The 13056-nt window shown below is 65.0% G+C and carries 13 protein-coding genes and 3 pseudogenes; 10 read left to right on the top strand and 6 right to left on the bottom strand.

Annotation, left to right across the window (positions count from 1 at the left end):
- Nucleotides 1–496 precede the first annotated feature (496 nt).
- Nucleotides 497–835 (bottom strand): hypothetical protein, encoded by a 339-nt coding sequence (locus MET2598_RS0101335; protein WP_018259605.1) that lies wholly within the window; start codon nt 833–835, stop codon nt 497–499.
- A gap of 740 nt (nt 836–1575) precedes the next feature.
- On the opposite strand from MET2598_RS0101335, the gene MET2598_RS40610 reads away from it, so the two are divergent.
- From MET2598_RS40610 to MET2598_RS0101325, 3 genes are read left to right on the top strand one after another with little or no spacing between them, the layout of a single operon-like run.
- Entirely contained in the window at nt 1576–1758 is a 183-nt protein-coding gene (locus MET2598_RS40610) for a hypothetical protein (protein WP_150108715.1), read from the top strand.
- Nucleotides 1759–1817: 59 nt separating this feature from the next.
- A complete protein-coding gene (locus MET2598_RS0101330; protein ID WP_236728647.1) occupies nt 1818–2345 on the top strand; it encodes a hypothetical protein in 528 nt (175 codons plus the stop codon).
- Between the two features lie 10 nt (nt 2346–2355).
- A complete protein-coding gene (locus MET2598_RS0101325) occupies nt 2356–3150 on the top strand; it encodes a cobalamin-binding protein (protein WP_018259604.1) in 795 nt (264 codons plus the stop codon).
- Nucleotides 3151–3225: 75 nt separating this feature from the next.
- On the opposite strand, the gene betA is transcribed toward MET2598_RS0101325, so the two are convergent.
- From betA to MET2598_RS40605, 4 genes and pseudogenes are all read right to left on the bottom strand, one after another.
- Nucleotides 3226–4911, bottom strand: a complete 1686-nt coding sequence (gene betA / locus MET2598_RS0101320) for a choline dehydrogenase (RefSeq protein WP_018259603.1) — start codon at nt 4909–4911, stop codon at nt 3226–3228.
- Nucleotides 4912–5300: 389 nt separating this feature from the next.
- A pseudogene (locus MET2598_RS35810) lies at nt 5301–6156 on the bottom strand (IS3 family transposase); the annotation flags it as partial.
- Between the two features lie 104 nt (nt 6157–6260).
- Nucleotides 6261–6399, bottom strand: a pseudogene (locus MET2598_RS42570) (IS3 family transposase); the annotation flags it as partial.
- A 169-nt stretch (nt 6400–6568) separates the two neighbouring features.
- On the bottom strand, nt 6569–6781 hold the full coding sequence (locus MET2598_RS40605; RefSeq protein ID WP_157182064.1) for a hypothetical protein: 213 nt from the start codon (nt 6779–6781) through the stop codon (nt 6569–6571).
- 769 nt (nt 6782–7550) lie between these two features.
- On the opposite strand from MET2598_RS40605, the gene MET2598_RS41990 reads away from it, so the two are divergent.
- The 7 genes and pseudogenes from MET2598_RS41990 (at nt 7551) to MET2598_RS0101270 (ending at nt 11792) form a co-directional block, all read left to right on the top strand.
- On the top strand, nt 7551–7700 hold the full coding sequence (locus MET2598_RS41990) for a hypothetical protein (protein ID WP_018259600.1): 150 nt from the start codon (nt 7551–7553) through the stop codon (nt 7698–7700).
- Between the two features lie 1586 nt (nt 7701–9286).
- On the top strand, nt 9287–9502 hold the full coding sequence (locus MET2598_RS0101295) for a DUF6894 family protein (RefSeq protein ID WP_018259599.1): 216 nt from the start codon (nt 9287–9289) through the stop codon (nt 9500–9502).
- A gap of 18 nt (nt 9503–9520) precedes the next feature.
- Nucleotides 9521–9874, top strand: a complete 354-nt coding sequence (locus tag MET2598_RS35805) for a hypothetical protein (RefSeq protein WP_236728646.1) — start codon at nt 9521–9523, stop codon at nt 9872–9874.
- Between the two features lie 184 nt (nt 9875–10058).
- A pseudogene (locus tag MET2598_RS42565) lies at nt 10059–10476 on the top strand (hypothetical protein).
- 385 nt (nt 10477–10861) lie between these two features.
- Nucleotides 10862–11029, top strand: a complete 168-nt coding sequence (locus MET2598_RS41985; protein WP_018259597.1) for a hypothetical protein — start codon at nt 10862–10864, stop codon at nt 11027–11029.
- Nucleotides 11030–11207: 178 nt separating this feature from the next.
- Nucleotides 11208–11381 (top strand): hypothetical protein, encoded by a 174-nt coding sequence (locus MET2598_RS41980; protein WP_012334445.1) that lies wholly within the window; start codon nt 11208–11210, stop codon nt 11379–11381.
- 138 nt (nt 11382–11519) lie between these two features.
- Nucleotides 11520–11792 carry a hypothetical protein gene (locus MET2598_RS0101270; RefSeq protein ID WP_018259596.1) on the top strand — a complete coding sequence of 91 codons (273 nt, stop codon included), beginning with the start codon at nt 11520–11522 and terminating at the stop codon, nt 11790–11792.
- Nucleotides 11793–12572: 780 nt separating this feature from the next.
- Here MET2598_RS0101270 and MET2598_RS40595 read toward each other — a convergent pair.
- Nucleotides 12573–12716, bottom strand: a complete 144-nt coding sequence (locus tag MET2598_RS40595) for a hypothetical protein (RefSeq protein ID WP_157182062.1) — start codon at nt 12714–12716, stop codon at nt 12573–12575.
- Nucleotides 12717–13056: the final 340 nt, after the last annotated feature.

Here is a 13056-nt window from a genome sequence, read left to right as displayed (position 1 = left end):
GGGATCCTGGCTCCCGCGGCAGTGCCGACCCGAACGGCGCCCGAAGGGCTTGCGCTGCCTCGGATGCGGACCTCAGCCAGCCTTGCTGGCGTAGCGATCATCCTCCAGCCGGTCGCGGCATTTCCTACTCCTGATTCGGCTGCCTATCTTCTTCAGATTGTCGGGTGAGAGGAGCACCTTGTGGAGGGCGACACGGCGAATGACTCGGGACTTGAATTGGGGCGCGGCCTCGGCCGGGTTCGTGGCACGGCGCTCTGTCAGGAACTCGGCTAGCTTTTCGTGAAGCGGCCCTCCTTCTGTCCGCATTCGACTCATGACCCGACCTTTTGCGACTTAAGATCGGAGGCCAGGAAGTGGCGCATAGCCGAACACGCCGGGAGTGATCCGGCCCGGCCACCGCCTGGGCGAACCCGGAATGGGTGGTGAACGGTGGCAGGCCGTCGCACGTCGACCCGCCCCTGGTCGCGGCGTATTGGCATCAGCTCGGCCGACTCGTTCACTCCGGTGCCGTTCTCACACCATCCGAGCCGAGGTGCGCCATTCCGAGCCTGTGCCAGAGCTGTGAGTACGCCTCGGTCAGGAGCCGCTTTCGGCGGCCTATTCCCCCTGGCTCATCCGCCTCCGCTGCGGCGTACGCGCGGGCGCAGGAGCAGAGATCATCCGCCGCGGCATGGATGCCGGGATCACGCGCGACGAGCTGCAGGATCTCGACAAGCTGGGCTCGGACGTTCTCGATTTCGGCCGCGGGATTGCCACCCGAGGTCAAGTGCTCGAGGGCTTGGGCGACCGCAGTCATCCGGGCTTCGAGCGTCTCAAGAAGCAGTGCGGGACCCATGAGCTTCGCCCTCCGCAGCCACGCGGCAGGCTACGCCGGGACGCTCCCGGACGCACCAGGACTGGGCCGGAGTTCACTGCCCGAGAAGCGAGCGGCGGCGACAAGGTGGGCAGTTCGCCCTCCCCTGCCCCCCGGCCAGCACGTCCGGTCGATGGTCGCCCACGCCCGTCCTGAGGCGCTGTGAGAGCCGGCGCATTGCGCGACCGACGTGACGAGAGGAGGCCTGTGAGCTGCCTCCGGACCGCTGAGAAGGCTGGCTTCGCGTTGCATCCGTGTTGCACGGAGCCGCGATGCAGTGAGCGCTATTATTCTCATTGCATATTCATAACCCGTAAAACTTGCAAGAAATAAAATATCTGCCGCTATCGAGTAGCTTAAGGCGCGCGACTTGCCCCGGGGCTGTCGCTCAACCGGCCAAGCCACTGCTGAATCCTGCAAACGCGGGTGTCGACCCCGACACGTCTAACCTCCAATGGGAGGGGCGGATATAAGCCCGGGCTCGGTTCGGATGTGGGATGGAGGGCTTAGCAGCGCCTCGGGGCAGGGCACCGGCCACCAGAGACGGCCGTTGGGACGGTACTCTGGGCTTTCTGCCGATCGAAGCGCCGAGCTCGCTCGGCACTTTGCGCGTTCACCCTGGTACGCCCTCCCCTTGCGGGCCCTCAGGGCTGCTCGGGTCACCCAGGAACAGCTACCCCAGATCCTGGCTGCCACCCCTTCCTGGGCGCGCCTGGGATCTGATGATCGCGCTGCTGGTGATAGGGGCCATATTCGGCTTCCATCCTGCCGCGGCGCCGATCTTCCATGCCTACCGGAAAAGCGAGCTCGCGCGGCGGCGCCGGATCAAAGCGCGGGTGACGGGCGGATGGACCGGCGTGCATCGCGCGGCCAGCGCGCGTAGGAGAGGTGAAGGCGTGTGCTGACGGGCGAGGCTGACGTGGCTGGACATCCTCATGGGCGCGCCAATTGGGCGGATGCCGCGGTGGCTCACTATCGGAGCGCCGCGGGCGTCGGCCTTCCCGTAATGGCCGCGGCGATGGCGAGCAGTGCCCTGGCCTGCGCCACACCTTTCGCGGCCTTCGCGACCTGGGCAGCCCTCCGGCTACCCCGCCGGGCCGGTCTCCTTCTCATAACTGCCGTCTGGCTGACGAACCAAGCCGTCGGCTTTGGCCTACATGGCTACCCACTCGACCCGAGCACGATCGGCTGGGGCCTGGCGATCGGCTCGGGGATGCTGCTGGCCTGGGCCGCCGCCGCGGCCACATCCCGGCTCGTGAGAGCCGAATGGCCCGCCATTCTGCCGTCGTTGGTCATCGCCTTCCTGGCTTGCGAACTCGCCTTGTGTACGGCAGGCTTCGTGCTGCCAGGCGACGCGGAGGCGTTCGCGCCCTCGGTGGTCGCACACCTCTTTCTCATCAACCTCGCTGCCTTAGGCGGCTTCGTGCTGCTGCAAGCGGCCGGCGAAGAGGTCGCGCACAGATGGGCGGCTCGCAGGCTGCAGAGCGCGTGAGAGAAGGGTCGTGCGCGGTTTCCCGCCGGAGCGGATCGTCTGCCTGACCGAGGAGACGGTCGAAACCCTTTACCTCCTCGGCGAGGAGCATCGCATCGTCGGGGTCTCGGGCTACGCGGTGCGGCCGCCGCGGGTGCGGCGCGAGAAGCCGCGCGTCTCGGCCTTCACCAGCGCCGACCTGCCCAAGATCCTGGCGCTGTCGCCCGACCTCGTACTGGCCTTCTCCGACCTGCAGGCCGGCATCGCGGCCGACCTCGCCCGCGCCGGGATCGCCGTGCACCTGTTCAACCAGCGCGACGTGGCCGGCATCCTGGCGATGATCCGCACCCTCGGCGCCCTCGTGGGGGCGCCCGGACGGGCCGAGGACCTCGCGCGGGGCTACGAGGAGCGCCTCGGGCGCGTCGCGGCCGAAGCCGAGGGACGGCCTCGTCCGCGGGTGTATTTCGAGGAGTGGGACGATCCGCTGATCTCCGGCATCGGTTGGGTCTCGGAGTTGATCGGCGTCGCAGGCGGACAGGACGTCTTTCCTGACCTGGCGCGGCAGGCGGCGGCGAAGGACAGGATCGTGTCGCCCGACGCGGTGGTCGCGGCCGCACCGGAGGTGATCCTCGCCTCCTGGTGCGGGAAGAAGGTGGTGCCGAGCCGCATCGCGGCCCGTCCGGGCTGGTCGGCCATTCCGGCGGTGGCGCGCGGGCGGATCACCGAAGTCAAGTCGCCGCTGATCCTGCAGCCTGGACCGGCGGCACTGACCGACGGCCTCGACGCGATCCGCGCCGCGCTGCGTCCCGCTGATCCTTCGCCCTGAAGATGCAGGATACATGCGCTCAGGGTGCTGTTCAGAGAACCGAGCCACCTCTCGTCGACAGCGAAGCGCAAAGTCTCAGCTTGCGCGAACCGGCCTCCTCCGCGGCGGCGTATCGCCGGCCACGAAATAGGCTGCCTGGCTGCGCGGCAGGGGGGTCCGGCCGCGAATGTCGTCGGCGATCTTCTCCGCGATCATGATCGTCGGGGCGTTGAGGTTGCCCGTGACGATCTGCGGCATGATCGAGGCGTCGACCACGCGCAGACCCTCCAGCCCATGCACCCGGCCCCGGCCGTCGACCACCGCCATCGCATCCTCGCCCATCTTGCAGGAACAGGAAGGGTGGTAGGCGGTCTCGGCATGGGCGCGCACGAAGGCGTCGAGCTCCGCGTCGGAACGTAGCGCCGCGCCTGGGCTGATCTCGCGCCCGCGGTACGGATCAAGGGCCGGCTGGGCCATGATCTCGCGGGTGATCCGAATCGCAACGCGGAACTCGCGCCAGTCCTGGTCGGCCGACATGTAGTTGAACAGGATGCTCGGATGGGCGTGCGGGTCCCGCGAAGTGAGCCGGATCCGACCCCGGCTCGGTGAGCGCATCGAGCCGACATGGGCCTGAAAGCTGTGCGATTTCACCGCGTGGCTGCCGTTGTAGCTGATCGCCAGCGGTAGGAAGTGATATTGCAAGTTCGGCCAGGCGAATTCGGAGTCGGAGCGGATGAAGCCGCCCGCTTCGAACTGGTTGCTTGCGCCGATCCCCGTCCCCGCGAACAGCCATCGCCCGCCGATGGCGGGCTGGTTCCAGGGCTTGAGGGCGGGTGCCAGGGAGACGGGCTGCCGGCACTCGTATTGCACGTACATCTCAAGATGGTCCTGCAGGTTCTCGCCGACGCCGGGCAGGTCGAGAACGAGGGGGACGTCGAGATTGCGCAGGAGATTGGCAGGCCCGACGCCGGAGCGCTGCAAGATCTGCGGCGAGGCGATCGCGCCGGAGCAGACCAGCACCTCGCGGCGTGCCCGCGCAAAGGACGGCTCCTTGTTCCCGCGCAGATAGACGACGCCGCTCGCGCGTTTGCCATTGAACAGGATGCGGTCGGTGAGTGCGTGGGTGACGATAGTGAGGTTGGGCCGCTCCCGCGCCTGGTCGAGGTAGCCCCGGGCGGTGCTTGACCGGCGTCCCTTCGCGGTGACGCTCCTGTCCATCGGACCGAAGCCTTCCTGCTGGTAGCCGTTGAGGTCCGCGGTGCGGGGGTAGCCCGCCTGCACGCCGGCCTCGATCATGGCCTCGAACAGAACGTTTCCGCCGGGCTTGGCCGCGGTGACGTAGAGCGGTCCGTCTCCGCCGTGATAGGTGTCCGGCCCAAGGTCGCGTGTCTCCGCCCTGCGGAAGTACGGCAGGCAATCGCCGTAGGACCAGTCCGCGAGGCTGGGCAATCGCGCCCAGCCGTCGTAGTCGAGGGGATTGCCGCGGATGTAGCACATGCCGTTGATCAGCGACGAGCCGCCGAGCCCCTTGCCCCGGCCGCACTCCATGCGCCGGTTGTTCATGTGAGGCTCCGGATCGGTGAGATACGCCCAGTTGTAGCGCCGCCCCTGGAGTGGATAGGCGAGCGCCGCTGGCATCTGGGTGCGAAAGTCGAAGCGGTAGTCGGGACCACCCGCCTCCAGGAGCAGGACGCTGACGTCCGCGTCCTCGGTCAACCGGGCGGCCAGCACGTTTCCGGCCGAGCCGGCACCGACGATGATGAAATCGTATTCCTGCGTCATGGTCGGATGGCCGGTGAGGTGGCACGGGAAGCCTCGCGCTCAGCATCAGGGGCGCTGAGTCCGACGGCTCGACCCGGATCGATGTGCTGCGCGTGTGGCGCTCCAAGGTCTCGAAGCCAAGCTTCAGCGCCGCCGGCACGAGGATGCACTCTGGCTGACGCCAACACGATTAACTTGGTCGAATGATACTGCGCAGGGCGAAAGCTCTGAAGCGGGACAAGGGAGACGGGCGGTATTGGCCGCAAGCACCCTGACCGGGATGGTGGTCGGGACGTTGGATGCCCCTGGCCAGAACACTTGGACCCGCATAGCACGAGATCATCCTACCGCTTCTGCCCCTCCCCGCTCAATTGACCTGATCGGTATTTTGGACCGGGCCGAGTGCGAGGCTACTGCATGGCCGTTGCCAGGGGTAGCCGGAAGGCCGGATCCGGGAAGGTGACAGGCGCGGGCGGGCGATAGCCCAGGGACGAATGCGGCCGGACGCGGTTGCAGGTGTTCTGCCGTAACCCGATCACCGTCTGCGCGTCCCTCAACGCGTAGAAGATCTCCTGCTTCAGGCACTCGTCGCGCAGTTTGCCGTTGAAGCTCTCGCAAAACCCGTTCTCCCATGGAGAGCGCGGCGCGATGTACTGGATCTGCGGGCCGGTCTTGGCGAGCCATTTGCGTCGCGTCTTCGAGATCATCTCAGGGCCGGTGTCGCAGCGAACGTGCTCGGGGACGCCGTGCAGGCACATGGCGTCGGCCAACGCCTCGAGCACGCCGAGGCTGTTGATCCGCCGTGCCACTTTCAGAACCAGGCACGCCCGGCTGTGCTCGTCGATCAGCGTCAGGATGCGCAAGCTCCGGCCGTCGTGGGTCTGCCCCTGCACGAAGTCGAAGCTCCAGACGTGGTGCGGTGGAGCGGTCGCAGCCGCACGCACGAGCCGTCGTTCAGCCACCGGCGGCTACGTGGTCTCTGTCGGCTGGGGACCTTCAGCCCCTCGCGACGCCAGATGCGCTGAACCCGATCCTTGCCCACCTGCCAGCCGGCTGCCTGCAGCAGTGCGGTGACACGGCGGTAGCCGTAGCGTCCGTACTCGGACGCCAGGGCGACGATGGCACGGGTCGGCGCAGCCTCGTCGGCCGGCGGCGTGGGCACGTAACGCTGCGTGCCCCGGCCACGAGCTGCGGCAGCCGCGCGTTCTCGCGCTCCAAGTCCTTCATCTTCCTGGCCTGATCAACTTGGAGACCGCCGTACTCCTTGTGCTAGAGCATTTTCCGACGAAGTGGATGCCGGTTCGTCGCAGACAATGCGGCAAGATCAAAGATCGAGAGCAGCACCCGATTGCAACGTGATCGGGTGCTGCTCTAGCGGTCATAGCTCTGCTCGGAGATCTCCGCCTCCGTGCAGGCCAGGGCCAAACTCTTGCCCTGTGCCGTCTGCACCTCAATCTGGCGCAGCTTGAGCATCACCTGCTCCGCGCTCGTCTTCTGACCTCGCCGCATGTCCGACTCCTTCGGTCCGGGCTGATCCTCTCAATCAGCCCGGTCCGAAGCCAGCCGGTCAGGTCACTGGGGAGGCCGCCGCTGATCCGCACCACCCGCACCCGACCCTCGCCAGAAAACACAGTCAGGGTGGCAGGGACGGTGACCGATCGGCCGCGCGCAAGGGCGGTCACGACACCGCTCGCTCGACGAGCCACAGGATGAGCATCGCAACCAGCCCGGCGACCACCACCTGAACGATGAACTGTGTTCCCGCGCCCCATCCAAATTCTGCCTCCAGGTATCGCTTGACGGCGGTGCTGGCGAACCAGCCGAGACCGCCCGCAATGAACATCACGAAACGGCTGCGGTACCACGGTCGAGGATCCTGCGGCTTGGCCATGGTCGGCGATGCGCCTCCTGGGTCTCGAAGCTAACTGCCGGTGCGACCGACCTGGCTGCTTCACGCGCTGTCGGGCGGGGTGGCGTGAGTCGCCAAGCTGGCGACTTACGCGAACACTGCAGCTAATCGCATTGTTTGATCTGGATGTGCAAAGGTATGACAGGCTTGTCTTGAAATATAATCCCAAAAACATTGCTAACTCTGCTGCTTGCAGAGAAGCCCGGAGGAATAGGTTGAGGATTTAATCCAGCTACGGTTTCGAAGAGCTCGTCGTCGCTCAAGGTATTATGAGTGCAATACTTTGATTTATACTCTGGATTTCTAAGTGTGAACTGTTTCAAGGATTTGAGCATAGAAGCCTCCCGAGGCAACATCATTGCCCTCCGAGAGAATGCAAGTCCAACACGCCACCCGATGTGCTCAGCCGCACATGCGTCAGCCCCACTCCTAGCCCAACCTCCGGCCTAAGCTAAGGCTGCTCCAACCGTGCGAGTGGTTGTATAGCTGCTCGCACGCGTGAGACCGGCCCCTTCGCATAGGCACGTTCACGGAGCCGCTCTTTGGGCAATCTTGGCGATGTGCGCCCGGCGGCACCCGGTCGCCGCCTGGATCCGCGACCACGTCATTCGGCACGGCCGACCGAGGCCTGTAGCGTGGCCTGAAGCGGTTCCGGCGGGGATGGGCGAACCGGGATTGAGCAAAGCGGGATCGGTCCGTGCTGTGCCCGTAGCCATGCCGCAACCGCCAGGAGAGCGGCACGGTCGAGCCGATGCGCCAGCTCGTCCTCACGCTGCTGCCGGGCCCGGGCGCTCAGGCCGGCAAATCGCAGCAGCAGCTGCTGGGGCACGTCGTCGAGCAGCAGCCCCGGTGGAGCGATAGCGGCCGGCAACGGCTCGCCGAGTTCGATTCGGCTGGCTGAGCTTGCTGAAGCCACGCTGCTGCGACACCGGGTCAAGAGGGAAGACGAACGCGGCGGTAAGCGCGCCGACCGGGCGCCTTAAAATTTGGTTAAAACTGAGACAAGGCGCCGCCGTGCTTAGTGAAGAAGCAGCATTATTATAGCGAAGCTTGCGCTCGCCGCGCCAATAAGGCCGACACTTGCCATTGTTTCCGCAATCACCGCCGCCCTCTCTTATTTATTGAGGCTGGCCATATCGAGTGTTGAGTGATTTGGCAACTCGGATAGGCGGCTTAGGGCTTGCTCAGACCGCATCCATCTGAGGCCGGTAATTAAGTTGTGCACGCTGCAAATAGCGGCCGTAAGTGCCTCGGAATGCTAACGATCAAGCTGTCCGGAGCATGCACGGACGTTGAAGTAAGCTGTGGAACTACCCTGGTCTGTGCGACAAACTCAGCACAGAAGCTTGCCCCGGTGTGTCACCGCGAGCACACTGGCACCATGTCTCGTAGCCCGCCCACGTCGCACTTCCAGCTCTGGTTACTCTGACCACGGCCAGACGGCGCCAGCGTTGTGACCGATCATGAGGAACTGGGCGCCGTCACCGAGGAGACGGCAGTCGCGGCGGCCGCGGACCGGGCTTGCGAACTGTTCTCGCAGTCTGACGCGGTCGTCATGCTGCTGGACGGAACGGGCAAGCTGATCTGGTCGCGGCGGTGCGGCATGCCTCGGCCGGGTGACCTCCTCGGCAAACGAGTGCAGGAGACCACAGGGGGCGCTGGGGAGCTGGTGCCCCAGGTCACGGCGATCATGGCGGGGCAGCTGAGCGGCGTCGCCTCGCTCCGACCCGCTTGGCGATCGTGGCAAGGTGAGCCCGACTGTACCCGGTCGCCGCCTGAACCTGAGACCACGTCATCCCGGCCGACAGCATCGCGGCGATCCCCGCGTTGCGCTCCGTGTCCTCCGCCCGGCCCCGGCAGAGGCCCTGCGCCTTCGCCCGTGCCTGTTGAAGGGTCACGCGGGCCCTGTTGAACCAGCTCCGGGCTGGTTCGCCAGGGGTATACCCTTCCTGAACCGATGCGGGCACGCCTGGTGCCGGGCCGCAGTCTCCGCAACGGCCCTATGACGGGGAACGATCGATACACTACACGATAAATATCTTTGATCTCGCCGACTATGAATTCGTGTTTCGGCCCTTGTTTATCTATCGATTTTCTTACAAATTTTCTAATATGGTCACGAATTCTCTCGCTTCTCTCTGATGAATTGTCAGTCGCGTCATGTGCTTCGGTCATGAACGGGTCGCGCATCGATCGGGTTCCCGGCGCCAGAGAGCCCGCATATTCAACAGAGAGCCCAGCCTCTTAGGCAGGGCGACATGTCGGTGTGACTACACAACCTATTCTGCCCTAGTCCTGCTGTATAGTGCAACGTTCCCAAAGTCATGTAGTCGTTACGGCCCATGCGTGATCGTGCAGTTGATTTCGAAAGTCTTCGTTGCGCGGATTAAGCTTACATAAACGAAGTATGCGGATTAACTTGCTGTCGGATACGTAGCCTGCCGGACGGAGCCGCGCACTCCCGTCCTCGCAGAAAAGGACATAGTCATGCGGCACTTCTACTTCGACCTCGCCGACGGGGTCACTACCATCCGGGACGAGGAGGGGGTCGAGGCCGCGAACCTGGATCAGGCCCTGGAGGCGGCCGAATCCGTGATCCGGGAGATGCGAGCCAATGGCGTGCTGGCGCACCTCGGAGACGGCTGGACCCTCTGCATCCGTGTGGAGGCCGAGACCGTCCTGGCTATCCTGCCCGTGGAGTAGCGGCTGATCGCACGGGGTGTGGCGCTCGACTTCGCGGCGATCCTGGTGGCGAGGCCGATGCAGGCCGGCACGCTCGGCAGGCCCCACTACACCTCGGGGGAGTATTGGGCCGTCATGCGGACCACTGGCCCGATCGCCGATCCCGCCGCCCTGGTCTGCGCGTGGAGCCGCGGCCTCGCCTCCCTCTCCCCCGGCCAGCCGCCCTGCCCCGGCTTCCGCCTGGACGACTGGGCCACCAGCCTGGAGAACTGCCGCCGCTTCGTCGACGAGTTCGGCGCCGAGGCGGCGCGGCTCGGCTCGGCTGGGACGCGCTCACCCTGTTCTCGGTGCACCCGCAGGCCGGCATCGTCCGGGGCGACTGCTGCGGCGTGATGATGCCCTGCTCCTACCCGGTGTTCGAGCTGGCGGAGGCGTACTTGACGACACACCTCTGGACCTCGCGGAAGGCCAAGCCCGGGCGCTGCCGCGGCGTGACCGTCTGGGAGTTCGGGAAGGCGGCCTAGCGGGATCACGAACTCCGCCGTAGCCTGCGCCGATCAGGGCGCCGATCTCACCCGTGCCGATCCGACCCGAGCACCGCGGCTTCGACCCGATCGACTGGCCCCAGCTCTCCGACGTGATCCGCTTCCTGTCCGCCGGCGGGCGCTGCGAGGGCTGCGGGCGGCCCCACCTGCAACGGGTCGCCTTCAGGGCGGGCGCTGGTTCGACGCCGCGACCGAGATGCGGCGCGACGGGCGCGGCCGGATCCTGCGCAGCCGCATGCTCCCGGAGGACCTGCTCCACACCGTCCGGTTCACCCGCGTGGTCCTGGCGACGGCGCGCCCGGCAACCTCGCCGCCTCCTGCCAGCGCTGGCACATGCTGCACGACCGGCCCGAGCACCAGCGGCGGCGCCGGTTCACCCTGTTCAGCCGCAAGGCGGCCGGCGATCTGTTCCATGGGCTCTACCCGGGTAGATGGGACACCATAGAATGAGCGTAGCAGGTGTCGTTGGCCCGATAGGCTCGGCATCCCTACTTTAAATGGCTGATGCGCAACGCACTCCAGGAGAACACGCTGCAAATCTGATTATAACAAATTTGTAGGCGAGCCATGTCCGTGCACTATCTACGGCCGTCGCCAAAGAAAGAGGCGCCTCAGTGGGCCGCTCTTGTTGCCGTTGCAGCCTTCGCGTATTTCGAGTTCGAGGTACTTAGGCCCACAGTGCAGAAAATGGGTCGGGAGGCTTATGTTGAAATCATGCACCTGTCAGAGGAAATGTTCTGCATGGGAACCGCGGCGAGCAGGGCTGCTTTCTGCGGTCACTAAAACGCAAGTTTCCGTCGGTGGGCGGTAGCATACAGGGCTGTACATCACCCTCATGTCCAAGGCCGTCACCGACGAGCGTGTGAACGCCGCAGTCTCCGGCTACCTCGACGATCCCACGCCGGGACTGCGCCTGATCGCCGAAGGCGTCGCCGTGGACCTCGCGGCGGTGATCCTTGCGAACGTCCACGCCCGGGGGGCTGGTCCTGACGAACGCCCTTGAGGCGCAGCGACGGATGGCGGTGCGCGCGGCCATCCTACTGACGCGGGCCGGTTGAGCGAGACAATCACGCCCTCGCTCCCGACCCTCATGGAGGGCGCTCTCACCCGAATGAGTGATGAAAGCTTGGCCTTTTGGGCATACACCAAGTCCAGCGCTCGCCACCCAAGGAAGCCGTGCGATGGATGCCAATCTCAGGACCGTTCTGTCCTTCGCCGCCGTGTACGCGGTCATCGCCATCGCCCTGCTCGCCGCACAGCCGATTGCTGGTGCAACTCAGACGGCGGATGCGGCCGGCAACTTCGAAGCACCCGTGAGCCGCTGGTTGCACGTCGTGATCGCCTCGGCCGAGTAGCGACGATCACGGTCCTTCCGGGGGGGCCGGCTGATACGCGCACGCAATCCCCGCCGCGCCTGCGACGAGCAGGGCCGCGAGATACCACCGCCCACGATCGGCTGGCCCCGGTCCGAGGAGGGCGACCGCACGGCCTTCGTGCACTGCAACGCGACCGATTGCGGCCACGAGGCGACGATCAGCACGGACCGCTTCCCGGCCGACTTGCCCTTTCTCGACATCGCCCTGCGGGTGCGCTGCTCGGCCTGCGGCGCGAAGCCGGTCGGCGTGATGCGCGACATGCTGGGCGTCTACGCCCGGCTGCACGCGAAATACAGCTGGGGCATGAGCGTGTCCGGCCCGCTACCGGCGAGTTATCGCGTCGTAGGGTGGGACGTGCCGTGGCCGGATGAGGGCGGCCGCACCGCTTAAGGGGGACACGGACGCTGCCCTTCTCGTATTCAGGCGAGAACTACCTCAAGCTCAACTCGCTCGCCCGAGTGTCCAAGAAAGCGGTGATGTTCTTGATCCGGTTCAACGCCTCCTGCTGTGTGCAGGTGTTCACGTCCGACCCGTAGAACAGGAGTCCGTACCGCCTCCGTATGGCACAGTCAGTCTGGGTTAACAGTATGAACGCGGCCATCAGCACGATCGCTATCCAAATCGGCCGCCTCGCTGTCAGATGAAGCATGCCGATCGGCATAACCAGAACTGATCTTAATTCGACACCCTTCTTAGGTCTTCGCTGGCGTGCGGAAAAGGCATCCTGATTTGCCTCACGGTTGGCAAGTAGCCTTTCCAGGCGCAGCACTGCACGATTTCGTATGCGCAGCATAGGGAGCGTCCTTCTCTCCCGTAGCATAAAACGCGACCACCTCTTAAATGCGGCTGTACTTGCGCGTAAAACTGCGACGTTTTATTTTGCATTAAGTTCGATTTAAGTTCACCAAATGGCCGCGGGCATCTTGCCGGCGCCAACGGGAACCCAGATAGGCACAACATTAGGGATGCCGCTTCAGGCCCGCAGATTGATCCAGGATAGAAAAGGCCCGCCGCTACCGGAGCTGAGCGGGCCGAAGATGTCCCCAACACGATTGAGAGCTTCTAACAGAACCAGGGTTGGCGCCTTAGCGGCCGCGCCGAGCTCACGGGTGTCCTGTTCGTGTTGCGCTCGGGCACGCCATGGGAAGTCTGCTATTGCAACTGTTTTGTTCAGTCTGTTCCTTTCGTCAGTTGCTGCAATATTTGGCCAAACATCTGCACAGGATCGCTCTGTCCTGCCGTAGAATTTGATGATATTCCTAAGATCCTCTTGAAGAACCCGCCCGCAATTCCATCAAGTTCTTCATCGGTCAAGAGCCCGATCTCCTCTGACGTTCTGATTTGCTTTGACGTTGAAGCGCGGTCCTGTTGGCACGTGTTCATGGGGCATCTCCCTCGCGGGTTGGCTGCCTCTCCGGCGGGGCTCCGCCGTGGTGTTGAGGACAGCCTGAAGCCCGCGAACCAGAAATCTGTGCGCGGCTGCACAGAGCCGGTTCCGTGGGTACGTGGCTCTACCACCGCCCGCAAATTGTCAGAGACGAGGGGCTTGGTGCGTATTCCGACGAAGCCGGCCGGGGGTTCCAAGTTGAAGCCGGCCGTCATTCCGAGGCGAAGCCGGCCACCGTTCCGATCTGAAGCCGACCGGCGACGGGGC

The sequence above is a fragment of the Methylobacterium sp. WSM2598 genome (genome assembly GCF_000379105.1).
Lineage (GTDB): Bacteria > Pseudomonadota > Alphaproteobacteria > Rhizobiales > Beijerinckiaceae > Methylobacterium.
The sequence above is the reverse complement of the archived record's forward strand: the minus strand, read 5'-3'. Positions and strand labels throughout refer to the sequence as shown.